The sequence below is a fragment of the Blastococcus saxobsidens DD2 genome, from assembly GCF_000284015.1.
GTDB lineage: Bacteria > Actinomycetota > Actinomycetes > Mycobacteriales > Geodermatophilaceae > Blastococcus > Blastococcus saxobsidens_A.
This window is the reverse complement of record NC_016943.1, coordinates 2,286,398-2,312,708: the sequence shown is the minus strand read 5'-3', so window position 1 is coordinate 2,312,708 and position 26,311 is coordinate 2,286,398. Positions and strand designations below refer to the sequence as shown.

Genomic DNA, 26,311 nt, shown 5'->3' with positions numbered 1-26,311 from the left:
CCCGGGTTCCCCTGCGGAGCAGCGAAGGTGAGCCCCTGGGAGTTCGTCTTCCTGGTGCTCGCCGGCGTCGGGGCGGGGCTCACCGGCAGCATCGCCGGGCTGGCCTCGCTGATCAGCTACCCGGCCCTGCTGGCCACCGGGGTGCCGCCGGTGACGGCGAACATCACGAACACCGTCGCGCTGGTCAGCAACGCCGTCGGGTCGGTCAGCGCCTCGCGGCCGGAGCTCGCCGGGCAGGGACGACGGCTCCTGCCCCTGATGCTGGCCGCGGCGCTGGGCGGGGCGACGGGCGCCGTGCTGCTCCTGCGCACGCCGCCCGAGGCCTTCGAGCTGATCGTGCCGTGGCTGATCGGCGGTGCCTCTGCGGCCATCCTGATCCAGCGGCCGCCCCGCGAACTGGCCGCCGAGGGCGCCCGGGAGCGGCAGCTGCGGCCGCACCGGGACGGTTGGTGGCTCTCGCTGGGCACCTTCGCGGTGGCGGTGTACGGCGGCTATTTCGGCGCCGCGGCCGGTGTGCTGATCCTGTCGATGTACCTGCTCGCCACGGGAGAGGGCCTGCCGCGCGGCAATGCCATGAAGAACGTCGTGCTGGGCGTCGCGAACGCCGTGGCCGCGCTCGGGTACGTCCTCTTCGCCTCGGTGGCGTGGTCGGCGGCACTGCCCCTGGCGGTGGGCTTCCTGCTCGGTGGCCGACTGGGGCCCCGCATCGTGCGCGTGGCACCCCAGACGGCGCTGCGGCGGGTCATCGCCCTCGCCGGGCTCGGGCTGGCCGTCTACCTCGCGGTCGACGCCTACGCCTGACCCACCCGGCGAGGGCGCCGGCTCACCGGCTGACGTAGGCCGCCAGGAAGAACACGAACCCGCTGGCCAGCAGGAGCAGGCGACCGGGCGTCAGGCCGTTGAGCAGGCCCGCCGTGACCTCCACGTACGCCGGCCGGACCACGGCGTCGCGGGCCCGCTGCCGCATCATCCGCACCTCGTCGGCCAAGAGGACCCCTGCGCTGCCGAGCATGCCCAGACCGAGCACGACGAAGACCAGGGCCAGCCGGTCCTCGAAGCCCGTCGCCGCACCGGCGAGCACGAGGACGGCGATCATCCCCAGAAGGATGCCGAGCAGCCCCCCGGCGACCGGAGCCCACGGGCCCATGACCGTCAGCGGTCCGCGGCGCGGCATGCGCGGCTTGGGCCGGACGCTCACCGGCGCGGTGGCGTGCATGCCGGGGACGACGTCGCCCTCGCCGGCGGGCGCCTCCCCCGCCTTCTCGGCCTCCGGTGCCGCTGCCGGCGCGGCGACCGGCTCGGCCGCAGGGGGCGTCGCCGTCATTGCCGTCTCCGGGCCGGCGGGCCGCACGATCGGGATCTCCGCGGTCCCCGTGCCGGCGGCCGTGCTTCCGTTGCGTTCACTCATGACTCATCACCTCGCCCGCCACGCTAGGCGCACCGTCCCCGCATGCCCGGGACGCCGCCCCGGCGAGCTCGTCACGCACGGTGATGCCGCGCCGCGTCCTCCGGCTGTGGGCGACCGCGATGTGCCGAGGGACACCGTTCCGGGTGGTCCCGGCCGGTCAGCGGCGGCCGGTCGTCCGTGGCGCCGGTCCGGGCACCGGCGGGCGTCCGGGGCCGCCCGTTGCGGCTGGCTACGCTCCAGCGGTGAACGCGGCTGCGCTGGTCCTGCCGGAGTTCGCCCTCCTCCTCATCGGCCTGCTGCTGCGCCGGTTCGCCTGGCGGTCACCGGAGTTCTGGGTCGACCTCGAGCGCCTGGTCTACTTCGTCCTCTTCCCGGTCCTTCTCTTCCGCACCACGCTGTCGGCGGACCTCGCCGCCGCCGGTTCCGGCGGGGTCGTCCTGGCCGCGCTGGGCGCCACGGCAGCCGGTGCCCTCCTCGGAGCGGTGGTCCGGTGGCTGCCGGGCGTCGACCGGATGACGGCGGCCTCGGGGTGGCAGACGGCGTTCCGGTTCAACACGTTCATCGCCCTGGCGCTGGTCGACGACCTCGGGGTGGCCGCCCTGGCGCTCATGGGGGTCCTGCTCGGCGTCACCGTCCCGCTGGTGAACGTCCTGGCGGTGACGGCGCTGGCCCGGAGCGCGCCCGGTGGTGCCGGCGGCGGACGCGGTCTCGGCGTCCTGGGTGCGGTCGTCCGCAATCCGTTGATCATCGCCACCGTGGCCGGCCTGAGCGGCAACCTGCTCGGGCTGACGCTCCCCGATCCGGTCGACGCGACGCTCTCCCGGCTGGCCGCCGCGGCGGTGCCGCTGGGACTGCTGGCGGTCGGCGCCGCGCTTCGCCTGAGCGGCCTGCCGCGCGGACAGCGGCTCATGGCCGGCTACCTGGGGGCGGTCAAGCTTCTCGCCGTGCCGGCGGTGGCTTTCGGGCTCTGCGCACTCCTCGGCGTGGACGGCGAGCAGCGGTTCGTCGTCCTCGCCTTCGCCGCCGTCCCGCCCGCCACGGCGTCGTACGTGCTGGCCGCGCGCATGAACGGCAACGGCACCTTCGTGGCCGCCCAGGTGTCCGCGGCGACGACGGCCGCGCTGCTCACCCTGCCGCTCTGGCTGGCGCTGATCACCTGACCCCGCGGCCGCAGCGGGCAGGTCGCCGGCGACCTGCCGGAAGCGATCAGTCCTCTTCCTCGAACACCTCTTCGCGCTTGCGGCGCACCGACGGGAGCACGGCCAGCGCGAAGGCGCCTACGGCGAGGAGCAGGAGCACCAGGGAGATCGGCCGGGTGACGAGGACGGTCGGGTCCCCGTCGGAGATGATCAGCGCGCGGCGCAGGTAGGTCTCCAGCAGCGGCCCGAGCACGAAGCCCAGCAGCAGCGGAGCCGGCTCGTTGCCGAGCTTGATCAGGATGTACCCCAGGACGCCGAAGAACGCGATCGCGTAGACGTCGAAGGGGTTGCGGTTGATGGAGAAGGTGCCGATCGACGCGAACGCGATGATCGCCGGGAAGAGGATCCGGTAGGGGATCGTCAGCATCTTCACCCACAGCCCGATGAGCGGCAGGTTCAGCAGGACGAGGAAGAAGTTGCCGATCCACATCGACGCGATGAGGCCCCAGACCAGCTCGGGTTCGTCGGTGATGACGTTCGGGCCGGGCACGATCCCCTGGATGATGAAGGCGCCGAGCAGCAGCGCCATGATCGGGCTGACCGGCAGCCCGAGGGTCAGCAGCGGCACGAACTGGGTCTGCGCAGCGGCGTTGTTCGCCGACTCCGGGCCGGCGACGCCCTCGATGGCGCCGGTGCCGAACTCCTCCGGGCGCTTGGACACCCGCTTCTCCACCGAGTAGGAGACGAACGAGGCGAGCACGTGCCCTGCGCCCGGGAGCACGCCCAGCACGGTGCCCAGGCCGGTGCCGCGCAGCACCGGGCCCCGGATCCGGCGGAAGTCGTCCTTGGTGAGCCAGAGGTTCTTGACCTTCTTGACCATGACGCTGCGGGTGATGTCCCCCTCGAGGTTGCGGAGGATCTCCGCGACGCCGAACAGGCCGACGGCCAGGGCCACGAAGTCGAGGCCGGCGTACAGCTCGCGAAGGCCGAAGGTGAACCGCGGGGTGCCGGAGCCGAGGTCCTGACCCACCGTGCCGAGCAGCAGCCCGAGCACGATCATCGCCAAGGCCTTGAGCACCGACCCGCGCGCGAGGGCGATCGAGGCGATGAGCCCCAGGACCACCAGCGAGAAGTACTCCGGCGCCCCGAACAACAGGGCGGCCTTGGAAATCGGGACCGCGAACAGGGCCAGGGCGAGCGTGCCCACCGTCCCGGCGAAGAAGGAGCCCAGCGCGGCCGTGGCCAGCGCCGGGCCGGCCCGGCCCTGCTTGGCCATCTGGTGCCCGTCGATCGCGGTCACCGCCGCCGAGGACTCACCCGGCAGGTTGATCAGGATGGCGGTGGTCGACCCGCCGTACTGGGCGCCGTAGTAGATGCCGGCCAGCATGATCAGCGAGGTGACCGGCTCGAAGCCGAAGGTGATCGGCAGCAGCATGGCGATGGTCGCCGTCGGACCGATGCCCGGCAGCACTCCCACCGCGGTGCCGAGCGCGACCCCGATGAACGCGAAGAGCAAGTTGATCGGCGTGAACGCCGTCTCGAACCCGAGGCCGAGGTTCTGCAGGATGTCCATCGGCCGATCAGCCCTGCAGCCAGAAGCCGAAGTACGGCAGCCGCAGCTGCAGCGCGATGACGAAGATCAGGATGCTCAGGGCGGTCAGGGCGGCGGCGACCACCGCGGACGGGATCACGCGGGCGTTGCGCCCGGCCATCGCCGTCAGGAAAACCGTCACCAGCATCGACGGGATCAGCCCCAGCCCCCGCACGGTGTAGCCGAAGAAGAGGAGAGCGGCTACCAGCAGGACCAGTGCCCTCCACGGCACGGGTCCGAGGTCGTCGCCCTCACGGGCGACGAACGCCTTGACGGCGATGGCGATGCCGAGCAGCACCAGCACGCTGCCCAGCACGAGCGGGAAGTAGCCCGGCCCCATGCGCAGTGCGCTGCCGACCTCGTAGGTGCTGGCGGTGATGGCGAACGCCAACCCGAAGCCGACGAACACCGCGCCCGCAAGGAGGTCCTTGCGGGCCCCGTGCATGTTCACAGCGAGGTCCCTCCTGGATCCAGGACGGCGGTGGGGCGGCCGCGGCCGCCCCACCGCCACCAGTGGGTCAGTTCGTCGGTCAGTCCGCCGAGACGCCGGCCGCCTCGATGATCGGCTGCCAGAGCTCGATCTGGTTCTCGAGGAGCTGACGGTGCGCCTCGGGAGTGGCCTCCTCCTGGCTGTACGGAGCAGCACCGAGCTCACCGAGCTGGCTGATCACGTTCTCGTCCTCCAGGGCCGTCAGGATCGCCGCGGAGAGCTTCTCCTGGATCCCTTCCGGCGTCCCGGCCGGGGCGTAGAAGCCGTGCCAGACGCCGACCTGGAGCTCCTCGAGCCCGGCCTCCTCGGTGGTGGGCAGGTCGGGGAGGGCCTCGACGCGCTCGGGCGTGGTGACGGCGTAGGCCTTGATCTGGCCGGCCTGGATCTGCCCGGTCGTGTTGGTGGTCTGGTCGCACATCAGGTCGACCTCGCCGGCCACCAGGTCCTGCAGCGCCGGGCCGGTGCCCTCGTAGGGGACCTCGGTCAGCTCCACGCCCAGGGCCTCCTGCAGGAGCAGACCGCACAGGTGGGAGGCGGCACCGATGCCGGCGTTGGCCAGCGTGATGTCGCCGGCGTTCGCCTGGACGTACTCGACGAGCTCTTCCATCGTCTGCGGCTCGAAGTCGCTGCGCGCCACGATCGTCATCGGCACCTGGGTGACCAGGCCCAGCGGCTCGAAGTCCTCGAGCGGCGCGTACGGCAGGTCGGCGTACAGGGAGGGCGCGGTCGACATGCCGATGTGGTGCATCAGCACCGTGTAGCCGTCCGGGTTCGCCGCCGCGACCTGGCCGGCCGCGATGGTGCCGCCGGCACCCTCGACGTTCTGGACGACCACGTTGCCGCCCAGCTCCTCGGCGATCGGCTCGGCGACCAGGCGGGTCACCGTGTCGGTCGGCCCACCGGCCGAGAACGGCACGACGAAGGTGATGTCGTCCTCCGGGAAGGCCTCCGCGGCCGCGGGGTCCTCCTCACCGCCGGCACCGCCCCCACCGCCGCAGGCGGCGAGCACCAGGGAGGCAGTGGCCAGGCCGGCCAGGCGGGAGTACCGGCCGACGCCGGGTCGAGCCGAGCGCGGGCGCGCGAGGGCGTCGTTGAGGTGGTGCAGGGACATGGAGGGAACCCTTCGAGATCGCGGACCGGTTCCGGACGCGTGAACCTTGCACCACCCGTGTGACCTGAACGACATTTCGTCCATTCTGTACACGGCTACCGCCAGCGATACTCGGTCTCCGGCCGTCCTGCTCCGCCGTAGCGGGGGGTGCGGGTGGCCAGCCCGGTCTCGGCGAGGTACTCGAGGTAGCGGCGGGCGGTGATCCGGGAGGTGCCCGTCTCGGCGGCCGTCTCGGCGGCGGACCGCCCGCCGGCGGCGCGGAGCACGGCCACCACGGCATCGAGGGTCTGGGGATGCATGCCCTTCGGGAGCGACGCCTGCCGCTGCGGTCGGGGGCCCTCCAGTGCCCGGTCGACGTCCTCCTGGCCCGTCGCGTCGCCGTCCGCGGGCAGCCGGTCGCGGTAGTCGGCGTAGGCCCGCAGCCGGTCGCGCAGCGCCGCGTACGTGAACGGCTTGAGCAGGTAGCCGACGACTCCGTGCGCCGCGGCAGCGCGCACGGTGGCCAGCTCCCGCGCCGAGGTCACGGCGAGGACGTCGACGTCGAGGCGGGCGGCCCGGATCCGCCGGCAGAGCTCGACGCCGTGCGTGTCGGGCAGGTTCATGTCCAGCAGCACCAGGTCCACCGGCATGCGGGCCAGCGCGTCGAGGGCGCGCGCCCCCGTGCCGGCGACCGCGGCGGTGCTGAACCCGGCCGTGCGGTCGACGTAGGTGCGGTGCGCCTCGGCGGCGACCGGCTCGTCCTCCACCACCAGGACCCGGATCACGCCGTGCTCTCCGCGGGGGTGCGGACCGGCAACGAGACGGCGAACTGCGCTCCGGGTCCCGGCCGCACGGTGACCGACCCTCCGTTGCGACGGACCGCCTGGGCGACGAGCGCCAGGCCGAGACCCCGTCCGGGCCCCCCGGCAGGCATGTCGCCGCCCTCCTTGGTCGTCCACCCCCGCTCGAACACCCGCGGCACCTGTTGCTCGGTGAGACCCGGACCGCTGTCCTCCACGCGGATCTCGAGGCGGTCGTGGTCGACCCAGGCGGCGAACTGGACCTCGCGCGGAGGCTCGCCGGCGAGCGCGGCGTCGATGGCGTTGTCGAGCAGGTTCCCGACGATGGTGACCAGCTCGCCGCTGGGGATGCCGGTCGCCGCCACGGCGGTGCCCGGGTCGATCTCGAGCCGCACCCCCCGCTCGTGCGCCGTCGCGGACTTGCCCAGCAGCAGCGCCGCGAGCACCGGTTCCTCGACGGCGTCGACCACCCGGTCGGTCAGCCGCTGGGCCGATGCGAGTTCGGCGGTGGCGAACTCCACGGCGTCCTGCTCCCGGCCCAGTTCGATCAGGGAGACCGTGGTGTGCAGCCGGTTTCCCGCCTCGTGGGCCTGCGCCCGCAGGGATTCCGCGAACGCACGCACACTGTCCAGCTCGCCGGTGAGCGCTTGCAGCTCGGTGTGGTCGCGCAGGGTCACCACGACGCCGGCCGAGGTCCCCGAGGCGCGGGCCGGCACCTGGTTGACCACCAGCACCCGGCCCCCGCTCACGTGCACCTCGTCGACCGTCTGCTGCTGCCGCCACAGCGTCTCCGTGAGGTCCTCGGACAGGCCCAGCTCGCCGACGTGCCGCCCGCTCGTGTCGGCGTCGAGGGACAGCAGGCGGCGCGCCTCGTCGTTGACCAGCTGCACCCGCCGGTCCCCGTCGACGACCAGCAGCCCTTCGCGCACCGCGTGCAGGACGGCCTGGTAGTAGTCGAGCATCCGGGCGAGGGCGGGGGCCCCCAGACCGCGCGTCTGCCGCCGGAGCCGCCGGCTGATCAGCCAGCTGCCAGTACCCCCGACGGCGAGGGTGACCAGCCCGGTGCCGAGGATCCCGGGCAGCGCACGGGCGAGATCCACCCCGATCTCGTCCAGCGTGATCCCTGCCGAGACCAGCCCGACGATGTCGCCGTCCCGATCGATGATCGGTCCCGTGGCCCGCACCGACGGCCCCAGGGTGCCGGTGTACGTCTCGGTGAAGGTCCGGCCGGCCAGCGCCGGCTCGATCGTGCCGATGAACGACCGGCCGATCTGGGACGGGTCGGGATGGGTGTAGCGCGTCCGGTCCGGGGCGAACACGGTGATGAACGAGGTGCCGGTGTCCCTGCGCACCGCCTCCACGTAGGGCTGCAGCACCTCGGTCGGCCGCGGACCGGTCACCTCGTCGATCACCAGGGGCGAGTTGGCCAGTGCGGCCACGATCGCCGTCGCCTGCACCTCGGCGTCGTGCTGCGCCGTTCGCTGCGCGTTGACGTAGGCGATGGCCGTCGCCGTGAGGACGATGACGGCGACCACCAGGCCCTGCAGGACCAGCAGCTGGCGGGCCAGGCTCGTCGGCCGGGAACGCCGCCGCAGCGGGAGGTCGGGCCTGCTCACGCGGCCAGTGTGCCCCGCAGGGAGCCGGTGCCAGCCGTCCGGTCGCCGAGTGGGTCACGAATTGACCGCATCCGTCCCCGGCGCCCCGCCAGCCTTCGTCGTGGGCTCGCCGTCCACGCCGCGGGCCACGCACCGACGGCCCCGTCGTCCAGAGAGGTCGGAGTCCGTGCGCATCGTCGACGTCCGCGAGAAAGACCGTCCCCATCGAAGCGGACATGTCCGACGCGTTCATCAACTTCTCGAAGATGACCGTCAGCGTCCTGGCGCTCTCCCCCACGAGATCCGCGACGGGAAGCAGGTGGTCGGGTACGGCTTCACCTCCACCGGGCGGTACGCACAGGGCGGCCTGCTCCGGGAGCGGATCATCCCGCAGGTGCTGGTGGCTGCTCCCGACAGCCTGGTACGAGGAGGCCGTGCGGGAGGTCGTGGCCTGATCCCGCACGCCCGGGGCGGCCGTCGCCCTCGGGGCGCGCGTCCGGTGGCGGTCCGCTCAGCCGGCTCCCTGCCCCGCGTCGGGCGCCCAGTCCGGGGCGAATCCACCGAACTGGGGGTGGAACATCTCGTCCCCGGAGTGCTGGGTGAACTCCACCTTGAGCCGGCGCTCCTCCAGACCGCAGATCCGGACGCACACGTCGACGATCCGGCGGGCGAGGATCTCCCGCGTCGCGACCGGCCGGCCGGCGCGGACGTCGCACATCACCAGTCCCGCCGGTTCGGGATCCTCCGGCCCGCACCGCCACACGCCACCGGGCCCGAGGTCGTGGATCGAGACGGTGATGAACTCGGGCCGGACCTCCATCACCTCGGCGTAGACCGATCCGATCTGCCTGGCCAGGGACCTCTTGGTGTCGAGGTCCATGCGGAGCGGGAGGTCGAGCTGCAGCGACGGCACACCGCCTCCTTTCCCGGTCGAGGAGCGCACCACCCGCGAGGCGCGGTCCCAGGCAGACCCGCAGCATCCCCCACCGCGGTGGCGGGAGCCCACCGGAGGAGACCTGGACCACGCCGGCCCGAACTGCGGGCGCACCGCACCCCGGCGAGGATCGACCGGTGAATGCGAAGCCGACCACCGACGACTGGGGCATCGATGCGAGCTGGATCGATGCGCTCGACGCGGAGCACCAGGTAGCCCAGACGACCATCGACACGCTGCGGGCGGTCATCGGGGAGCCACCCGCGGATCTGGACGACCGGGCGCCCATCGTCGCCCGGCCCGGCGACGCGCTGGAGGTCGACGAGGCCGACGTCGTCTGCGAGGACGGCGAGGTGCGGCACATCGACGGCGAGCTGCCCGCGGGCTTCCCGCTCGGCTACCACTGGCTGCAGTCGCCCGAGGGCCGGCGGCGGCGGCTGATCGTCTCGCCGGGCCGCTGCTGGCTGCCCGAGGACCGCGCGTGGGGCTGGACCGTGCAGCTCTACGCCGCCCGTGGCCGGGACAGCTGGGGCATCGGCGATCTCGGCGATCTCCGGACCATCCGGCGGATGGCCGCCGACCAGGGCGCCGGGTTCGTGCTGATCAACCCGTTGCACGCCGTCGCACCGATCCAGGAGCAGGAGGCGAGCCCCTACCTGCCGGCCACCCGCCGGTTCCAGAACCCGATCTACCTGCGGGTGAGCGAGGTACCCGGTGCCGACGCCGTGGACCTGGAGGAGGACGCCGGCCGCGCGCTCTCCGACGGGCCGCTGATCGACCGGGACGCGATCTGGGCCCGCAAGCGCGAAGTGCTCATGCGGATCTTCTTCGCCCACGGCGGTGGGGAGGCGTTCGTGCGCTGGCGCGAGGCGCAGGGGCAGACGCTGCAGGACTGGGCGACCTGGGCCGCGATCACCGAGGCGCACGGCGCCGACTGGCACACCTGGCCGGCCGAGCTGCGCCGGCCCGACGGCCCCGGCGTCACCACCTATGCCGAGCAGCACGGCGCTGTCGTCGCGTTCCACGCCTGGCTGCAGTGGGCGCTGGAGCTGCAGTTCACCGCCGCCACCGACGGCATGACCGTCATCCAGGACCTGCCGATCGGCTTCGCCGGCGGCGGCGCCGACGCCTGGGCGTGGCAGGAGGTGCTGGCCGACGGCGTGAGCGTCGGCGCACCGCCGGACGCGTTCAACTCGGCCGGTCAGGACTGGGGGTCCCCGCCGCTGATCCCGTGGCGGCTGCGCGACGCGGACTACGAGCCGTTCATCCAGTCCATCCGCGCCACCATGGCCGGCGCCGGCGGGCTGCGGATCGACCACGTCATGGGCCTGTTCCGGCTGTGGTGGGTGCCCGCCGACAGCGGCGCCGCCGACGGTGCCTACGTCCGCTATCCCGCCGAGGACCTGCTGAACATCGTCGCCCTGGAGAGCCACCGGGCGCAGGCCCTGGTGGTCGGGGAGGACCTCGGCACCGTCGAGGAGGGGGTCCGCGAGGCGATGGCCGAGCACGGGGTGCTCTCCTACCGGCTGCTGTGGTTCGAGGACGACGAGCCCTCGGAGTGGCCGGCCGAGGCGATGGCCGCGATCACCACCCACGACCTGCCGACCGTGGCCGGGCTGTGGACCGAGGCCGACGTCGACGAGCAGCGCGAGCACGGCACGGGCACCGACGACGAGCTCGAGCGGGGCCGCACCTCACTGCTGGAGCACCTCCCGGGGCTCTCCGACGACGCGACGGTGGAGCAGGCGGTGGAGGAGGCGCATGCGCTGCTGGCGACCGCGCCGTCCCTGTTGCTGTCGGCCACGCTCGACGACGCGGTCGGCGAGCAACGGCGGCCCAACATGCCCGGCGCCGGCGACCGACCCAACTGGTCGCTGCCGCTGCCCGTGCTGGTCGAGGACCTGCCGGCGCACCCGCTGCTGGAGACGGTGGCCCGCACCCTGACGGAAGGCCTGGACAGCGACTGACCACGGATTCCCGCCTCGGGACGCGACCGGCACGGCACCCCGAGCGGGGTGCCGCGGCCGAGCGGGCCTGCAGCGGATCAGCCCACGACGTGTCGACCCGAACATATGTTCGATCGCGTGGCAGACTGCCCGTCATGGCCGGCGGTATGCACCCAGGACGTTCCGGCCGCCGGTCGCTGGGCGAGCGCGCGCTCGACTCGGGCGTCCGGCAAACGGTTTCCGATCCCGTTCCCCGGCCGGCCGGCGAGGCGACCGAGGGGCGGCACTGCTGGGTGCACGACCCACCCGAGGCCCCGGGCACGTGGCCCGGCCTGCTGGTGGAGTGGCAGCAGCGCGAGGGCGGCTGGCAGGGCCGGGTGACCTACGCCGTGGCCGGTCCGCACGGGCCGGCACTGGTCGAGTCCTGGCTGCCGGCGGCCCGGCTCGAGCCGAGGTGATCAACCGCCCGGTTAGGGGGCGCCGCGTACGGCTATGGCCTCTGTCGACCGCATCCCGATCGACCCGGAGGACGCCACCATGACCGAGTCCCACGACCGCCCGACCCTCGACGACGTCATCGAGCCGCAGGAGTCGGCCCCGCGCGACCGGCAGGAGCACGCCAAGGACCCGCACCTCAGCGACGAGGCCCTCGAGCACCGCACGGAGCACGAGCGCCAGGCCGTGGGGTCCGACGACGCGAACCCGGCCGGCGCCGACCAGCACTCGGCCACCGACTGACCGCCGTGGCCCGCGGGCGGCGCGCTCCCGACGGAACCGCTCCGGGAGCGGGCCGCCCGAGGTGCCCGTCGTGCCCCGGCTGACCGCCGGCCAGTTCGCCGCCGTCCTCGCCCGGGTCCCCGGGGACGACCTGGGACCATGGGTGCCGTGACTGCCACTCGTCTCCGCTGGGGTGCCCTGGCCTGGCTGCTGACCCTGCAGTTCTTCGTGGTGGAAGCGCTGGCCGAGGCCCGCTACACCGCCCGGTACTCGCGGGTCGGCGACGTGATCAGCACTCTGGGTGCGAGCGACTCCCCCGCCCGGCAGCTGATGAACGCCTCGTTCGTGGTGCAGGCCGTGCTGATCCTCGGCGGCGCCCTGCTGCTGCGCCCGGCGCTGCGCGGTGGCGCGGGCCGGGCGGTGTCGGCACTGCTCGGCGCGGCCGCCCTGGGAGTGCTGCTGGTCGGGGTCTTCCCCACCGACGGCAACGGCACGATGCACGCCATCGGCGCCGTCCTCTACCTCCTGGGAGGCGGGCTCGGTCTGGTGGCCCTCGCCTACGCCGTCCGACCGCACTCGGAGGCGCTCGGCACGGCCGTGGTGTTGCTGGGCATGGTCGCGATCGCGGGGACGATCTTCTTCCTGGCCGGTGTGACCGGTTACCTGGGCGAGGGCGGCACCGAGCGGGCCGCGGCCTATCCCCTCCCCCTCGCCCTCGCACTCACCGGGATCGCGCTGTGGTGGGTCGACCGCCGTGGCGAGGAGGCCCCCGACTCGACGTCGCTGCGGGCCGAGCGCGCACGGGAGCAGGCGCGCCGCGCCGAGCAGGCCCGTGCGCGCGACACTGCCCTGGAGACGGCCACCCGGCGGCACGACGGCGCCGGAGAGAGCGACGGCATCGACCCCGAGGATCCCTGGGCCACCACGAGCCGACGCGACTGACGGCCCCTCAGCCGCCGGTCCCGACGCGCAGCACGTCGGGCACCGGACGCCGGCCGCTGCGCGCCGTCCCTGTCGCGACGAGGTCCGACGGCCGCGGACACCCCATCCGCAGGAGCATCTGCGGATGCCCCAGGAGGGACAGCCCTCCTCAACCGCGCAGGTACTCCGCCCAGGTGCGCCGGCCGTGCTCGCCACGGACCGGGAGGGCACCCCCGTCCCGCAGCGCCGACCCCAGCCGGCCCGGCACGGGGGTGGCGAGCACGTGGGCGCCGGGCGCCCGCACAGCCGCCCACGACCTGGCCAGATCGGCCACCGAGAGCTCCTCGGGGCCGCTGAACTCCACGACCCCGCCGGTGGGCGGGGCGTCCACCAGCCCGGTGAGATGCGCGGCGGCGTCCGCGACGTCCACCGGCCGCGCGCGCCATCCCATGGGCACCGGGAGGAGTCGCCCGCGCCGGGCGGTGTCCAGCAGCTCGTCGACGAAGTCGTGGAACTGGGTGATGCGGACGACGGTGAGCGGAAGACCGGAGGCCAGCAGTACCTGCTCGGCGGCGTACTTGGCCCGGTAGTAGCTCAGCGGGACGCGGTCGACCCCGACGATCGAGACGTGCACCAGGTGCCGCAGCCGGGTCCGGTCGACGGCCTCCACCAACCGCCGGGCACCGGCGACGTCGACCTCCCAGGGGTTCCCGCGCGGATCGCTCGCCGCGTGGACGACCACCTCCGCACCGGCCAGCGCGGGTCCCAGGTCCCGGCCGGTGGCGAGGTCGCCGCGGACCCCGCCGGGCCCGGCGCCCCGGCGGGACAGCTGCCGCACCCCGTGCCCGGCGTCCCGCAGCTGCGGTACCAGCACCCGTCCCAGCCGGCCGGTAGCGCCGGTGACCAGTACCTCCATGCGTGCAGTGTGCCCGGGCCGGCTCCCCGGCGCACCAGTCCTCGCCGGCCACCACCTCCGGGCGGGACGGTCCCCGGTGCGCGCGCAGTGTGGCGTCGGCCACCATCTCACATGTGAGATAGCGTGGACCGGTGACGCTGACCGACCTGCCGACCGATGACGCGATGCGACGGATCGGAGCCCTCGTCCGGGACGCGCGGCGGCACCGCGGGCTGACCCAGCAGCAGCTGGCCGAGCGGCTGGCCACCAGCCAGAGCGCCGTCGCCCGGATCGAGCAGGGCAGCCAGAACCTCACCCTCGAATTCCTCGGCCGGCTGTCGGCCGCACTGGACAGCGAGCTGATCAGCCTCGGCCCGGCGGGGCCGGCGCACCTGCGCGTCACCGGCGGGCACCCACTGCGCGGCCGAGTGGCGGTGAAGTCGTCGAAGAACGCCGCGGTCGCGCTGCTGTGCGCGGCGCTGCTCAACCGCGGCCGGACCACCCTGCGCAACGTGTCGCGCATCGTGGAGGTCGAACGGATCCTCGACGTGCTGCGGTCGATCGGCGTGGCGGCGACCTGGGACGAGCACGGCCACGACCTCACTCTCGTCGTCCCCGACGAGCTGGACCTGGACGGCGTCGACGCCGATGCCGCCCGGCGCACCCGCAGCATCATCATGTTCCTGGGTCCGCTGCTGCACCGGGCCCGAACCTTCCGGCTGCCCTACGCAGGCGGCTGCGACCTGGGCACCCGGACCGTGCAGCCGCACATGATCGCGCTGCGCCCGTTCGGTCTCGACGTGGAGGCGCACGCCGGGGAGTACCGGGCGACCGTCGACGGTCCGGCCGCCGCCGACCGCACGATCGTGCTCACCGAGCGCGGGGACACCGTCACCGAGAACGCGCTGCTGGCGGCCGCCCGCACCAATGGCACGACGACCATCCGCAACGCCAGCTCCAACTACATGGTGCAGGACCTGTGTCTCTACCTGCAGCTGCTCGGGGTCGGCATCGAGGGCCTGGGGACGACGACGCTGGTCGTGCACGGCCGCCCGGTCCTCGAGGCCGACGTCGACTACACCATCAGCGAGGACCCGGTGGAGGCGATGAGCCTGCTGACCGCCGGCATCGTCACCGGCTCCGAGCTGACCGTGGACCGGGCGCCGGTGGAGTTCCTCCAGGTGGAGCTGGCGGTGCTCGCCGAGATGGGGCTGCGCTTCGAGCTGTCGCCGGAGTACCTGGCCGCCAACGGGCACACCCGGCTGGCCGACGTCACCATCCGGCCGTCGGAGCTGCACGCGCCGATCGACAAGGTCCACCCGATGCCGTTCCCGGGCCTGAACATCGACAACCTGCCGTTCTTCGCGGTGATCGCCGCGCAGGCGCAGGGGGCGACGCTCATCCACGACTGGGTGTACGACAACCGGGCGATCCACCTCTCCGACCTCACCCGGCTCGGTGCCGACGTGCGGCTGCTCGACCCGCACCGCGTGCTGGTCACCGGCCCCACCCGGTGGTCGAGCGCCGAGGTGGTCTGCCCGCCGGCCCTGCGCCCCGCGGTCTGCATCCTGCTGGCCATGCTCGCGGCGAAGGGCACGTCGGTGCTGCGCAACGTCGACATCATCGCCCGCGGCTACGAGCAGCTCTACGAGCGGCTGGTCGAGATGGGCGCCGACATCGAGGTCTTCCGCGACTGAGCCCCGCGACGATCAGGTGACCTGGTCATCAGGGGTCCTGGCTCACCGTCGGAGCTGAGCCAGGACCCCACCAGGTGAGCCAGGACGGCGCCCGGGCCGAGACTCAGCGCTCCTGGTCGGTGGGGCGGACGAGCACCTCGTTGACCGCGACGTGCGGCGGCTGGCTGACGACGTAGCAGACCGCCCGGGCGATGTCGTCGGCGTGCAGCGGGCGCATGCTCGCGTGCATCTTCTCCGAGGCGGCCTTCGCCTCGGGCTGGGTGATGTGCGAGGTGAGCTCGGTGGTGACCGCGCCGGGTTCGACGAGGGAGATCCGCACTCCCCGGCCGGTGACCTCCTGGCGCAGCGACTCGCTGAAGGCGTTCACCGCCCACTTGCTGGCGTTGTAGACGCCGGCCCCCTTGCGGGCGGTCCGGCCGGCGACGCTGGACATGTTCACGACGTCGCCGGAGCCCTGCTCGAGCATCCCGTCGATCGCCGCGGAGGTCATGTACAGGACGCCCATGACGTTCGTCTGGATCATCCGCCGCCAGTCCTCGGGGTCGGCGCCGGTGATGGTGCCCAGCAGCATGACCCCGGCGTTGTTCACCAGGATGTCCAGGCTCCCCAGCTCCTGCCGGGTGCGGGCGACGGCGTCGGCGCAGGCCTGCTCGTCGGTGACGTCGAGGGCCAGCTGCAGCACCGTGGCGCCGCTGTCCCGCAGCGTGCCGGCGAGCGCGTCCAGCCGGTCGGTGCGCCGGGCGCCGATGGCGACGGCGGCGCCCGCCGCGGCCAGCGCGACGGCGGTGGCCTCACCGATGCCCGAGGACGCCCCGGTCACCAGGGCGACCTTCCCGGCGAGTGGACGAGCGGGCTCGGTCATGCGGATCCTCCTTCGCGCCGCCCGGTGCGGCGCACCGCCCCACCCTCTCCCCCGAGGCACGCCCCCGCCTCCGGAAACGGCGCCTCCCGCTCGCGACGGCGCCTCACCCGAGGGTGACCCCGAAGCCGTGGACGGCCAGCCGGACGAGCACCGGGCCGGGCCGCAGCAGGTCCCGCACCCGGTCGGTGGCCGCCCGTTCGAGCTCGGCGAGCCGGCGCGCGTAGGCCTCGGCCCCCTCCACCCGGGCCGCATGCAGCGCGGAGGCGTTGGCCCAGACCTTGCGCCGGGACTCCCGCAGGAACAGCCGGCTCGCCCGGCGGTTGACCGGGCCCAGCACGCGGTCGAACCGGGTCCGGCGACCACCCGCCCGCTCCAGCGCCAGGTCCTCCGCGGCCACCCGGGCGGCCAGGACGCCGTCGATGCGCTCGTGGTCCCGGTGCCGGCGCGCGAGCACCCCTGCGTCGGCGAAGTCCCGCGGTGGGATGACCCGCAGCAGCGACTGCGGCAGATCCAGGTTGATGTGCGCGTTCATGCCCAGGAGCACGTGCGCCTCGGGCGGGAGCGCGGGGTCGGCCCCGAAGGCCAGCCGCCACGGCCCGGGCACCTCGGCCGGGTCGTGCCGGTGCGCCTCCAGCGCATCGAGGTACAGCTCGGCGAAGTCGACGTCCCAGTCCGACACCCACCCGGGATCCTCGAACACCCCGGCGTCCAGAGCCGCTCCGACCGCGCGCGTCGTCCGCAGATAGGTACCGAGGAAGTGCCGGGCCGGGTCGGCGGCACGCTGGAGCGGGTCGAGCAGGTCGGTCATCCGGGCGACGAGCGCGTCGACGGCAGCAGTCACGCCGGTGCTCAGAGCAGCGCGTCGAGCCCGTCGTCCGGACCCAGGGCCATGCCCGCGTCCAGGGGCGGCCGCGCCGGCTGGTCGAGCCCGCGCATGCGGGCGGCGTGCAGGGCGAGCAGCAGGTTCAGCCGGAGCGTCGGATCGGTGGTGAACGGCCCGAGCATCCGCTCCAGCTTGCCGATCCGGTACCGCATGGTGTTGTAGTGGAAGTGCAGCCGGCGGGCGGACTCGGCGACGTTGAGGTTGGTCTCCAGCAGCACGCGCAAGGTCTCGCGCAGGTCGGCGGAGTCGGCGTCGACCGCGTCGGCCAGCGGGCCGAGCACCTCGTCGACGTAGGAGCGCAGCTCGGAGCTGTCCGGGATCAACGACAGCAGCCGGAAGACCCCGAGCTGGTCGAAGTGCGTCACCGCCGTCCCGCCGTGGATCTCCTGCCCGACGCCCAGCGCGCGCTGTGCCTGGCGGTGGGCCTCGGCCAGCTCGGACAGCGAGCCGGCGGGACGGCCGATGCCGGTGCCGAGCAGCCGGCCCACCCGGCGCAGCCGGCCGTTGACCCGTGAGGTGACGGCGGCCACCAGCGCGGAGAGCTCCTCGGGCGTGCGCCCGTCCAGCGGCAGCAGCGTCACGATCTCGGTGGCGAGCCCCGCCACGGCGGCGCCGGCCACCTCGGACTCCAGCGCGGCCCGCCACCCGTCGGCCAGCCGGTCCAGCACGTCCAGGGCCCGCGTGGGGGTGGCCACGGCGTCGGCGACCGTCTCGGTGGCGGTCACCAGCACCGCCACCGGGCCGTCCAGCCGCCAGCCGAACGAGCGGGTGTAGGCCAGCGTCCGCTCGGTGTGCCCGACGGCTCCGCCGACCAGCCGGCGCACCAGGTCGCCCTGGAAGCGCAGCTCGACCGAGTGCACCGCCTGCAGCCGGATCACCGACAGCGCGGCGATCACCGCGGCGCGCTCCAGCACACCGCCGGCACCCAGGAGCATCGCGCCGGTCCGGTGGACGGCGACCAGCCAGCCGTGCCGCTGGTCACCGGCCATGATCGGCGCCACGGCGTACTCCCCCACGCCACCGGGCAGCTCGTGGTGCCCGGGGACCAGCAGGATGCCGTCCGCGGGCGAGAGGTCGGCGTCGAGGTCGGCGGGTGTCACGACGGTCTGGTCGGCACGGACCCCGGAGAGCCGGAGCGAGGGCGCCATGGTGGCGAGGGCGTCGTCGGCGGCGGCGTCCAGCAGCCACAACCAGTCGCTGATCTCGGCGACGTCGTCCGCGGGCCCGGCACTGGTGACGACCTCGCGATCAGGCCCCAGACCCAGGACGGCGGCCCCCTCCAGCATCACCGCCAGCCGCTGGGTCACCTCGGCCAGGCCGCCACCGGTGAGGGCGACCCCGATGAACTCGTCGTCCATGCGGGAGGACAGCTCGAGCGCCTGGCCCTGCTTGGCGACGACGGTGCCGAGGACCTCGGAGACGATCTCGTCGAGCCGGGTGGTCGGCGGCAGCGCGAGCACCGGGAGGCCCCGCCGGTCGGCCTCGGCCAGCACTTCGCCGGGCACGGCCGGCGGCCCGTCGGTGCGCCGGAAGGCGAGCGCCGCCGTGCCCAGGGAGTCCAGCCGGTCGACCAGTGCCCGGTAGCTGGCCGGATCGGCCGGCGGGAGGCGCGCACCGAGCACGACCAGGACGCCGGGCCCGGCGGCCGCCAACGGCTCGGCCGGGTCGTCGACCACCATGTGCCGGATGGTCCGGGCCAGCCCGGCCGCTCCGGCCGCCACGGTGCAGCCGGACAGCGCGGGCAGTCCGAGGGCTTCCTCCACGGTCAGGCCGAGGCGCTGCTGCCAGCTGGTCCGGTCGTCGCGGGGCTCGGCGCGGGGCGACTCGTCCATGGCCCAATTGCGACGGAACGGCGCGGTTCCATTACCGTGAGTAGAGGCAACGAGCGCCGAGTCACTCTGGGTCACGAGGCATCCCCTTCTCCGTCGTCATCCAGGGTGCCATACCGCAGGATCCTGTCAGGTGTCCCTGGACGCCGCACCCTATTCTTGGCGACATCCGCCATAAGAGGGCGTGCGACGCGCCGCTTAGGTTCGACCCGATCCACCCGCTCGCTGGATGGTAGGCGCTCCCCCGGGACGCCGCGCACCGTCCCCGTGAGGGGGTGGATCGAGCGACGGAGCGTCGATCCGCCGGCGTCCGTTCGTTCCGACGGGTGGAGGGCGACCCATGCGCGCGATCGACGACACCGAAGTCCGGATCAGCCGCGGCGAGGCTGCACTGCACGGCCACGCCGCCCGAGCCGGCGTCCCCACGATCCCGCTCCCCCGCGAATCGGCCCGGGCCACCGCCCGGACCGCCCCCGCCGCGAAGTGCGCGTCCGCCGTACCGGCCGCGGCGAGCACCGGCGTCGCCGACCTCCTGCGCGGGCCCGTCCGCCCGGCGCGCGTCCTGCTCACCGGGCCGGCCGCGGTCTACGTCCAGGTCACCGGCGAGCGGGGCGGCGACGTCGTCGGTGTGCTGACCAGCGACGCCGCCCGTCTGCCGCTGGGCTGTGTCCTCTTCCGGCCCAGCAACGGTCGCCCGCTGGTGGGGCTGCCCCCCGGTGCGCCCGCGGAGGTGGGCGGCGGCCGGATCGTCATCGGTGAACTGGCCGTCAGCGCGGCTGCCTGGTGGAACCCCCGTCCCCGGCTGCCCGGGGGACGCCCGGCGCTGCTGCCCGAGGGCGTCCGGCAGCTGCGGAACACGCTCTACGGGGACGGCATGCCGCACAGCGCCTTCACCCTGCCCGGACTGCCCACCGGTCCCGGCGGCCCGCTGGCCGCGCTGCGCGGAGCGGTGCGCCGGGCCGACCTGGAGGCGGCGCTGCGGACCGCCACCCGGCTCATCGGGCTGGGCCCCGGGCTCACCCCGGCCGGGGACGACGTCATGGCCGGCACCATCGCGGGGCTGGTGCTGCTCGGGCATCCGGCCGCGGAGCGGTTCGCCGCCGGCGTCTGCTCGCTGGCGGCCGGCCGCACCACCGAGCTGTCCCGGGCGCTGCTCCGGCACGCGTCCGCCGGCCGGGTGAGCGGCGAGTACGCCGGGGTGCTGCAGGGACTGGTCGGCGAGCGACCGCTGGCGCCGGCGATCGAGCGGCTGCTGGCCACCGGCTCGACCAGCGGCCGGGCGATGGCCCTGGGCCTGTCCACGGCGATCGACCTCGTGGACCGCACGGCGCGCGAGCGCTGACTCCGCGGCTCAGCCCAGCGGTTCCACGCCCACGGGCACCGGCAGGACGGGACCGAACGAGTCCCACTGGGAGATCCGGCAGCCGTCCACCCGGGACAGCTCCAGGTCGACCGGCTCGCCGCGCCACCGACCGGTGATGTGCGCGGTCTGCGGGCCGCCGTACTGCTCGGTGCACACCAGATCCTCGGGCAGCGGCGCGAAGGGCTCGGTCATGCCGTCCAGGTGCGCGCAGGCGTCTGCGGCCCGGGGGTGGGTGCCCTCGACGGACCCGACGCAGGTGAGCGTCCAGGTCTGCGGGGCCACTCCGTCGCCGAGGTCGACCTCGATCCGCAGGTCGTTCTCCGCCTGGGAGATCCCCGAGCCGCTCCCGGTGTCGGGGACGGCGCCGCCGGATCCCGCCACCGCACCGCCGGTCCCGTCAGGCTCGGGGTCGGCCGAGGCACAGCCACCGAGCACGACCGCCGACGCGAACAGCAGCAGGGGCAGCAGACGTCGCATGACGGTCCGACGAACGGAGGCGGCGAAAAGTTGCCCGGCGGGCACGGCGTTCAGATCCGCGAGGCGTGGATGCTCGTGACCAGGATCGCGCGGGCGCCGAGCTCCCACAGCTCGTCCATCACCCGGTTGGTCTCCGTGCGCGCGATCATCGCCCGCACCGCCGACCACCCCGGCGTCTGCAGCGGGCTCACCGTCGGCCCCTCGATCCCGGGGGTGACGGCGGTGGCCTTCTCCAGCAGGTCGTTGGGGCAGTCGTAGTCCAGCATCACGTACTGCCGGGCCACCAGGACGCCCCGCAGCCGACGCCGGAGCTGGGCGACGGCGGGGATCTCCTCGGCGCCCTGCCTCCGCACCAGGACGGCCTCGCTGGTGAGCACCGGGTCGCCGATGATGTGCAGCCCGGCGGCCCGCAGCGTCGTCCCGGTCTCCACCACGTCGCAGACCGCGTCGGCGACCCCGAGCCGGCAGGCGGTCTCCACCGCGCCGTCGAGCTTCACCACGCCCGCGCTGATCCCGGCGTCGTCGAGGAAGCGCTGGAGCAGCACCGGGTACGCGGTGGCGATCCGCTTGCCGGCCAGCTGGTCGACCCGCTCGATGTCCGACTCCACCGGGCTGGCGAAGCGGAACGACGAGTGGCCGAAGCCCAGCGGCATGACCTCGACGGCGGCCGGCCCCTCGCCGTCGGCCGGGGCGGTCTCCAGGAGCATGTCGCGGCCGGTGATGCCGACGTCCAGCGTGCCGGCGGCCACGTACACCGCGATGTCCCGCGGCCGCAGGTAGAAGAACTCGGTGTCGTTCTCCGGGTCGAGGACGGCGAGGTCCTTGGTGCTACGGCGCTGGCGGTAGCCGCTCTCGGCGAGCATCTCCGCCGCCGGCTCGCTCAGGACGCCCTTGTTGGGCACGGCGATGCGCAGCACGGTGCGGGAACTCCTCGGGTCGGGGTGCGGGGTCGGGAAGATCAGAGGTGAGCGTAGACGTCGTCGAGCGTCAGGCCCCGGGCCAGCATGAGCACCTGCACCCGGTAGAGCAGCTGGCTGATCTCCTCGGCGGTGCGGTCGGCGCCCTCGTGCTCGGCGGCCATCCAGGACTCGGCGGCCTCCTCGACGACCTTCTTGCCGGCCGCGTGCACCCCGTCGCGGACGGCGGTGACGGTGCCCGAGGCCGGGTCACCTGCCGCCACCTTCTCGGCCAGCTCGGCGAACAGCGTGTCGAAGGTCTTCACGAACGGGCCTCCCGGCCGGCGGGGGTCACGGAGAAGCCGGTCTGCCGCTGCTGGGGTCCCCGCAGCTCGCGCAGGGTGAGGGCCGTGGCCAGGGCGGCGATCGCCGCCTCCCAGCCCTTGTCCTCGGCCGACCCCGGGAGGCCGGCCCGGTCGCGGGCCTGCTCCTGGGTGTCGCAGGTCAGGACGCCGTTGCCGACCGGCTTGCCGGCGTCCAGCGCCACCCGGGTGAGCCCCGCGGTGACGGCGTCGCAGACGTACTCGAAGTGCGGGGTGCCGCCGCGGACGACGACCCCGAGGGCCACCACCGCGTCGTGCCGCTCGGCCAGTGCCTGGGCGACCACCGGCAGCTCGACGGCGCCGGGCGCCCGCACGACGGTCGGGGCCGGGATCCCGCTGGCCTTCGCCGCCTCGACGGCCCGGGCCAGCAGCGTGTCGGTGAGCTCCGCGTGCCAGGTGGTCGCGACGATGCCGAGCGTCAGCCCGGCCGCGTCGACCGCGCCGACCTGCGGCGCACCCGCGCCGCTCATGCCGGCTGCTCGTCCTGGCCGAGCGGGACGTCCGTGCCGGGCACCGTCGTGGCCCCCGGGGCGTCGGCCGGGCCCGACTCGGTCTCCGGCTCGATGATGTCCAGCAGGTGGCCCATGCGGTCGCGCTTGGTGCGCAGGTAGCCCAGGTTCTCCGCGGTCACGTGGCTGGGCAGCGGCACCCGGCCGAGCACCCGCAGCCCGTAGCCCTCCAGCCCGGCGCGCTTGGCCGGGTTGTTGGTGAGCAGCCGCATGGTGTGCACGCCGAGGTCGACCAGGATCTGCGCGCCGGTGCCGTAGTCCCGGGCGTCGGCGGGCAGCCCGAGGTCGAGGTTGGCGTCGACGGTGTCGGCGCCCATGTCCTGCAGCTGGTAGGCCTGCAGCTTGTGCAGCAGCCCGATCCCCCGGCCCTCGTGCCCGCGGATGTAGAGCACGATCCCGCGGCCCTCCTGGGCGACGGCGGCGAGCGCCGCCTGCAGCTGCGGGCCGCAGTCGCAGCGCAGCGAGCCGAACACGTCGCCGGTGAGGCACTCGGAGTGCACCCGCACGAGCACGTCCTCGCCGGCGCCGATCTCGCCGTAGACGAAGGCGACGTGCTCCCGCTCGTCGTAGGAGCTCGAGTAGCCGACGGCGGTGAAGGTGCCGGGGGCCAGCGGCACGATGGCCTCGGCCACCCGCTCCACCAGCTTGTCGAAGCGCTTCCGGTAGGCGATCAGGTCGGCGATGGAGACCAGGCAGAGGTCGTGCTCGTCGGCGAAGACCCGCAGCTCCTCGCTCCGGGCCATCCCGATTGGGTCCTTCTCGCTGACGATCTCGCAGAGCACGCCGGAGGGACGCATCCCGGCCAGGAGCGCCAGGTCGACGGCGGCCTCGGTGTGGCCGGGGCGGCGCAGCACGCCGCCGTCGCGGGCCCGCAGGGGCACGACGTGGCCGGGCCGGGCGAGGTCGACCGAGGTGGTCTCGGCGGCGGCCAGGGTGCGGATGGTGTGCGCGCGGTCGGCGGCGGAGATGCCGGTGGTGACTCCCTCGCGGGCGTCGACGGTGACCGTGTAGGCGGTGCCGAGCCGATCCTGGTTCACCCGGTGCATGGGCGGCAGGTCGAGCCGGTCGGCGTCGGCCTCGGTGACGGCCACGCAGACGTAGCCGGAGGTGTACCGGACCATGAACGCGACCAGCTCGGGGGTCGCCAGCTCGGAGGCGAAGATCAGGTCGCCCTCGTTCTCGCGGTCCTCGTCGTCGATGACGACGACCGGCCGACCGTCCTTGATGGCGGCGATGGCGCTCTCGATGGAGTCCAGCCGGGTACGGGGCTCACTCATCGACGTGCCTCCAGCAGACGTTCCACGTATTTGGCGATCACGTCGACCTCCAGGTTGACGGGCTCCCCCGTGGCGCGCGCGCCGAGCGTGGTCTCGCGGAGGGTGGTGGGGATGAGGCTGACCTCGAACCAGGGCTCGGGGTCGGCCACGGCGCTGACCGCGCTGACCGTCAGGGAGACGCCGTCGACGGCGACGGAGCCCTTCTCGACGACGTAGTGGGCGAGCTCGGCCGGCAGCGCGACGCGCACGACCTCCCAGTGCTCGCCGGGCGTGCGGGAGACGATCCGGCCTACGCCGTCGACGTGCCCCTGCACCATGTGCCCGCCGAGCCGGGTGTGCGGGCTGACCGCGCGCTCGAGGTTGACCGGGGCGCCGTCGGTGACCGAGCCGAGGCTGCTGCGGCGCAGCGTCTCGGCCATCACGTCGGTGGTCCAGATCCCGGCGCCGTCGGCGTCGGGCTGCACCCCGGTGACGGTGAGGCAGACGCCGTTGACGGCGATGGAGTCGCCCAGCGAGACGTCCTGCAGGACGGTGCGGGCGCGGATGCGGAGGACGGCGGAGTCGCCCTGCTCCTCCCGGCCGGCCAGGGTGCCCACCTCTTCGACGATGCCGGTGAACACCTCAGCTGCCTCCGTCCGTGCCGTCCCCGCCGGTGCGGGTGCCCCCACCAGTGTGCCGGGTGGGGCGCAGCCGGATCTGCACGTCCCCGCCCAGGGGGGTGAGATCGGCGACCGACAAGGACAGCGCCGAGCCGATCCCGCTGATTCCCAGGTCGCCGACCAGGGAGGGCCCGGCACCCAGCAGCTTCGGGGCGAGGTGGACGACGGCCTCGTCCACCAGCCCGTCCCGCAGGAAGGCCGCGGCCAGGGTGGGGCCGCCCTCGAGCAGCACCCGGCGGACGTCGCGGGCGAACAGCTCGGTCAGCAGCTCCGCCGGCGTCGCGGCGTGGCTCACCAGGGTGGGCGCGGCGTCGTCCAGCATCCGGGCGGTGGCCGGCAGCCGGTCCCGGCGGTCGACGACCACCCGCAGCGGCTGACGGTCGGCGTCCCGGCCGTCGGCGTCGCGGACGGTGAGCTGCGGGTCGTCGGTGAGCGCGGTGCCCGCGCCGACCACGACGGCATCGCAGCCCGCCCGCAGCCGGTGCACCTCGGCGCGCGCCTCCGGGCCGGTGACCCAGCGGCTGCTGCCGTCGGCCGCGGCGACCCGCCCGTCGAGGGTGGCCGCGACCTTCCAGACCACGTACGGGCGCTGCTCGCGGACACCGGTCAGCCAGCCGGCCAGCGCACCGCGCTCGGCGGCCTCCTGCTCGACGCCCACGACGACGTCGACGCCGGCGGCCCGGAGCCGGTCGGCTCCCCCGCCGGCGAGCTCGGTCGGCTCGGGCACGGCGACGACGACGCGCGCGATGCCGGCGGCCAGCAGAGCGTCGGCGCACGGGCCGGTGCGGCCGGTGTGCGCGCACGGCTCGAGGGTGACGACGGCGGTGCCGCCGCGGGCCCGCTCCCCGGCCCGGGCCAGCGCGCGCACCTCGGCGTGCGGACCGCCGGGCGGGGCGGTCGCACCCTCGCCCGCAACGGTGCCGTCGGCGGCGAGGACCACCGCGCCGACCGCGGGGTTGGGGCTGGTCGTGCCGAGCACCGTCGTCGCGAGCTCGCGGGCACGGGCCATGGCGCTGGACTCGTGCGCCGGGACGCTGGCGCTGGACTCGTGCGCCGGGACGCCGGCGCTGGACTCGTGCGCCGGGACGCCGGCGCTGGACTCGTGCGCCGGGACGCTGGCACGGGCCTCCGCGGCGGTGCCGGTCATCCCGGCATCGCCGCGGCGGCCTGCGCCCGCAGGGCGGCGATCGCGGTCGCCGGGTCGTCGGCCCCGTAGACGGCGGACCCGGCGACGAACATGTCGACGCCGGCCTCGGCGGCCTGCTCGATGGTGTCGGCGTTGATGCCGCCGTCGATCTCGACCAGCAGGGTCAGTTCACCGCTGTCGACCAGCCGTCGGGCCTCCCGCACCTTGGGGAGCACGTCGGCGATGAAGGACTGGCCGCCGAAACCGGGCTCGACGCTCATCACCAGGAGCGTGTCGAAGTCGCGCAGCACGTCGAGGTGGTCGGCCAGCGGGGTGCCTGGCTTGATCGCCAGGCCGGCCAGGGCGCCGGCGGCCCGGATGTCGCGGGCGACGGCACGCGGATCGGTGCAGGCCTCGGCGTGCACGGTCACGTTCCGCGCCCCTGCCTCGGCGTACCCGGGAGCCCACCGCTCGGGGTCCTCGATCATCAGGTGGCAGTCCAGCGGCACCGGGCTCACCCGCTGGATCGCCCGGACGACCGGCAGGCCCAGCGTCAGGTTGGGGACGAAGTGCGCGTCCATGACATCGACGTGCAGCCAGTCGGCGTCGGCCACGCGGACCACCTCGTCGGCGAGGCGGGCGAAGTCCGCCGACAGCAGGCTGGGCGCGATCAACGGTTGCCGGGACACGTCCGCGGAGTCTAGGCGGATCGCGATCACCGGCGTGCCGCCTCCCGGCCGGGGCCCCGGGGCAGGCAACCGGCCCGCCGTCCTCGCCGCGGGGTCGCCGACCTCACGCTGCAGCACGAGGTCGGCGACCGTACC

General features: G+C 74.2%; 27 protein-coding genes. 8 read left to right on the top strand and 19 right to left on the bottom strand.

Annotation, left to right across the window (positions count from 1 at the left end; all coding sequences use genetic code 11):
* Positions 1-27: 27 nt before the first annotated feature.
* A complete protein-coding gene (locus BLASA_RS10915) occupies positions 28-801 on the top strand; it encodes a sulfite exporter TauE/SafE family protein (RefSeq protein WP_014376191.1) in 774 nt (257 codons plus the stop codon).
* A 22-nt stretch (positions 802-823) separates the two neighbouring features.
* Here BLASA_RS10915 and BLASA_RS10910 read toward each other — a convergent pair whose 3' ends face one another.
* A complete protein-coding gene (locus BLASA_RS10910; RefSeq protein ID WP_014376190.1) occupies positions 824-1,408 on the bottom strand; it encodes a hypothetical protein in 585 nt (194 codons plus the stop codon).
* A 242-nt stretch (positions 1,409-1,650) separates the two neighbouring features.
* On the opposite strand from BLASA_RS10910, the gene BLASA_RS10905 reads away from it, so the two are divergent.
* Complete coding sequence (locus BLASA_RS10905) at positions 1,651-2,568, top strand: AEC family transporter (RefSeq protein ID WP_014376189.1); 918 nt, start codon at positions 1,651-1,653, stop codon at positions 2,566-2,568.
* 46 nt (positions 2,569-2,614) lie between these two features.
* Here BLASA_RS10905 and BLASA_RS10900 read toward each other — a convergent pair whose 3' ends face one another.
* The 6 genes from BLASA_RS10900 to BLASA_RS10875 form a co-directional block, all read right to left on the bottom strand.
* Positions 2,615-4,120, bottom strand: coding sequence for a tripartite tricarboxylate transporter permease (locus BLASA_RS10900; protein WP_014376188.1), 1,506 nt, complete (start codon positions 4,118-4,120; stop codon positions 2,615-2,617).
* Between the two features lie 7 nt (positions 4,121-4,127).
* Positions 4,128-4,583, bottom strand: coding sequence for a tripartite tricarboxylate transporter TctB family protein (locus BLASA_RS10895; protein ID WP_041776391.1), 456 nt, complete (start codon positions 4,581-4,583; stop codon positions 4,128-4,130).
* Between the two features lie 85 nt (positions 4,584-4,668).
* Positions 4,669-5,739 carry a tripartite tricarboxylate transporter substrate-binding protein gene (locus BLASA_RS10890; protein ID WP_014376186.1) on the bottom strand — a complete coding sequence of 357 codons (1,071 nt, stop codon included), beginning with the start codon at positions 5,737-5,739 and terminating at the stop codon, positions 4,669-4,671.
* A gap of 95 nt (positions 5,740-5,834) precedes the next feature.
* On the bottom strand, positions 5,835-6,503 hold the full coding sequence (locus BLASA_RS10885; protein WP_014376185.1) for a response regulator: 669 nt from the start codon (positions 6,501-6,503) through the stop codon (positions 5,835-5,837).
* Complete coding sequence (locus BLASA_RS10880; protein WP_014376184.1) at positions 6,500-8,134, bottom strand: ATP-binding protein; 1,635 nt, start codon at positions 8,132-8,134, stop codon at positions 6,500-6,502. The genes BLASA_RS10885 and BLASA_RS10880 overlap by 4 nt, the downstream gene beginning before the upstream one ends.
* A gap of 490 nt (positions 8,135-8,624) precedes the next feature.
* Entirely contained in the window at positions 8,625-9,026 is a 402-nt protein-coding gene (locus tag BLASA_RS10875; RefSeq protein ID WP_014376183.1) for a tautomerase family protein, read from the bottom strand.
* Positions 9,027-9,184: 158 nt separating this feature from the next.
* Between BLASA_RS10875 and malQ the strand changes: the two genes are divergently transcribed.
* The 4 genes from malQ to BLASA_RS10855 all read left to right on the top strand — a co-directional run bounded on the left by malQ (position 9,185) and on the right by BLASA_RS10855 (position 12,652).
* Positions 9,185-11,014 (top strand): 4-alpha-glucanotransferase, encoded by a 1,830-nt coding sequence (gene malQ, locus BLASA_RS10870; RefSeq protein ID WP_014376182.1) that lies wholly within the window; start codon positions 9,185-9,187, stop codon positions 11,012-11,014.
* 134 nt (positions 11,015-11,148) lie between these two features.
* Positions 11,149-11,451, top strand: a complete 303-nt coding sequence (locus tag BLASA_RS10865; protein WP_014376181.1) for a hypothetical protein — start codon at positions 11,149-11,151, stop codon at positions 11,449-11,451.
* 79 nt (positions 11,452-11,530) lie between these two features.
* Positions 11,531-11,731, top strand: a complete 201-nt coding sequence (locus tag BLASA_RS10860) for a hypothetical protein (RefSeq protein WP_041776389.1) — start codon at positions 11,531-11,533, stop codon at positions 11,729-11,731.
* Positions 11,732-11,869: 138 nt separating this feature from the next.
* Positions 11,870-12,652, top strand: coding sequence for a DUF998 domain-containing protein (locus tag BLASA_RS10855; protein WP_051004949.1), 783 nt, complete (start codon positions 11,870-11,872; stop codon positions 12,650-12,652).
* A gap of 148 nt (positions 12,653-12,800) precedes the next feature.
* Here BLASA_RS10855 and BLASA_RS10850 read toward each other — a convergent pair whose 3' ends face one another.
* On the bottom strand, positions 12,801-13,547 hold the full coding sequence (locus BLASA_RS10850; RefSeq protein WP_014376178.1) for an SDR family oxidoreductase: 747 nt from the start codon (positions 13,545-13,547) through the stop codon (positions 12,801-12,803).
* A gap of 131 nt (positions 13,548-13,678) precedes the next feature.
* Here BLASA_RS10850 and BLASA_RS10845 point away from each other — a divergent pair, with 131 nt between their 5' ends.
* Positions 13,679-15,223: a helix-turn-helix domain-containing protein gene (locus BLASA_RS10845; protein WP_014376177.1), complete on the top strand. Its 1,545-nt coding sequence runs from the start codon at positions 13,679-13,681 to the stop codon at positions 15,221-15,223.
* A gap of 103 nt (positions 15,224-15,326) precedes the next feature.
* Here BLASA_RS10845 and BLASA_RS10840 read toward each other — a convergent pair whose 3' ends face one another.
* The 3 genes from BLASA_RS10840 to BLASA_RS10830 all read right to left on the bottom strand — a co-directional run bounded on the left by BLASA_RS10840 (position 15,327) and on the right by BLASA_RS10830 (position 18,800).
* Positions 15,327-16,085: an SDR family NAD(P)-dependent oxidoreductase gene (locus tag BLASA_RS10840; protein ID WP_014376176.1), complete on the bottom strand. Its 759-nt coding sequence runs from the start codon at positions 16,083-16,085 to the stop codon at positions 15,327-15,329.
* Positions 16,086-16,188: 103 nt separating this feature from the next.
* Positions 16,189-16,926 (bottom strand): DUF5995 family protein, encoded by a 738-nt coding sequence (locus tag BLASA_RS10835; RefSeq protein WP_014376175.1) that lies wholly within the window; start codon positions 16,924-16,926, stop codon positions 16,189-16,191.
* Between the two features lie 8 nt (positions 16,927-16,934).
* The gene (locus BLASA_RS10830) at positions 16,935-18,800 is read right to left on the bottom strand and encodes a PucR family transcriptional regulator (RefSeq protein ID WP_014376174.1); all 1,866 of its coding nucleotides are present in this window, start codon (positions 18,798-18,800) and stop codon (positions 16,935-16,937) included.
* Between the two features lie 337 nt (positions 18,801-19,137).
* On the opposite strand from BLASA_RS10830, the gene BLASA_RS26270 reads away from it, so the two are divergent.
* Positions 19,138-20,139 carry a DUF2877 domain-containing protein gene (locus BLASA_RS26270; protein ID WP_014376172.1) on the top strand — a complete coding sequence of 334 codons (1,002 nt, stop codon included), beginning with the start codon at positions 19,138-19,140 and terminating at the stop codon, positions 20,137-20,139.
* Between the two features lie 9 nt (positions 20,140-20,148).
* Here BLASA_RS26270 and BLASA_RS10820 read toward each other — a convergent pair whose 3' ends face one another.
* From BLASA_RS10820 to rpe, 8 genes are read right to left on the bottom strand one after another with little or no spacing between them, the layout of a single operon-like run.
* The gene (locus BLASA_RS10820) at positions 20,149-20,637 is read right to left on the bottom strand and encodes an SSI family serine proteinase inhibitor (protein ID WP_014376171.1); all 489 of its coding nucleotides are present in this window, start codon (positions 20,635-20,637) and stop codon (positions 20,149-20,151) included.
* Between the two features lie 50 nt (positions 20,638-20,687).
* The gene (gene hisG / locus BLASA_RS10815; protein ID WP_014376170.1) at positions 20,688-21,554 is read right to left on the bottom strand and encodes an ATP phosphoribosyltransferase; all 867 of its coding nucleotides are present in this window, start codon (positions 21,552-21,554) and stop codon (positions 20,688-20,690) included.
* A gap of 41 nt (positions 21,555-21,595) precedes the next feature.
* Positions 21,596-21,859, bottom strand: coding sequence for a phosphoribosyl-ATP diphosphatase (locus BLASA_RS10810; RefSeq protein WP_014376169.1), 264 nt, complete (start codon positions 21,857-21,859; stop codon positions 21,596-21,598).
* Positions 21,856-22,386, bottom strand: a complete 531-nt coding sequence (ribH, locus tag BLASA_RS10805; RefSeq protein WP_014376168.1) for a 6,7-dimethyl-8-ribityllumazine synthase — start codon at positions 22,384-22,386, stop codon at positions 21,856-21,858. The genes BLASA_RS10810 and ribH overlap by 4 nt, the downstream gene beginning before the upstream one ends.
* Positions 22,383-23,702: a bifunctional 3,4-dihydroxy-2-butanone-4-phosphate synthase/GTP cyclohydrolase II gene (locus BLASA_RS10800; RefSeq protein WP_014376167.1), complete on the bottom strand. Its 1,320-nt coding sequence runs from the start codon at positions 23,700-23,702 to the stop codon at positions 22,383-22,385. Before BLASA_RS10800 ends, ribH begins: the two co-directional genes overlap by 4 nt.
* The gene (locus BLASA_RS10795; RefSeq protein ID WP_041775719.1) at positions 23,699-24,322 is read right to left on the bottom strand and encodes a riboflavin synthase; all 624 of its coding nucleotides are present in this window, start codon (positions 24,320-24,322) and stop codon (positions 23,699-23,701) included. The genes BLASA_RS10800 and BLASA_RS10795 overlap by 4 nt, the downstream gene beginning before the upstream one ends.
* Position 24,323: 1 nt before the next feature.
* Complete coding sequence (gene ribD / locus BLASA_RS10790) at positions 24,324-25,508, bottom strand: bifunctional diaminohydroxyphosphoribosylaminopyrimidine deaminase/5-amino-6-(5-phosphoribosylamino)uracil reductase RibD (RefSeq protein WP_014376165.1); 1,185 nt, start codon at positions 25,506-25,508, stop codon at positions 24,324-24,326.
* Positions 25,505-26,176, bottom strand: a complete 672-nt coding sequence (gene rpe / locus BLASA_RS10785; RefSeq protein ID WP_041776385.1) for a ribulose-phosphate 3-epimerase — start codon at positions 26,174-26,176, stop codon at positions 25,505-25,507. The genes ribD and rpe overlap by 4 nt, the downstream gene beginning before the upstream one ends.
* Between the last annotated feature and the right edge of the window lie 135 nt (positions 26,177-26,311).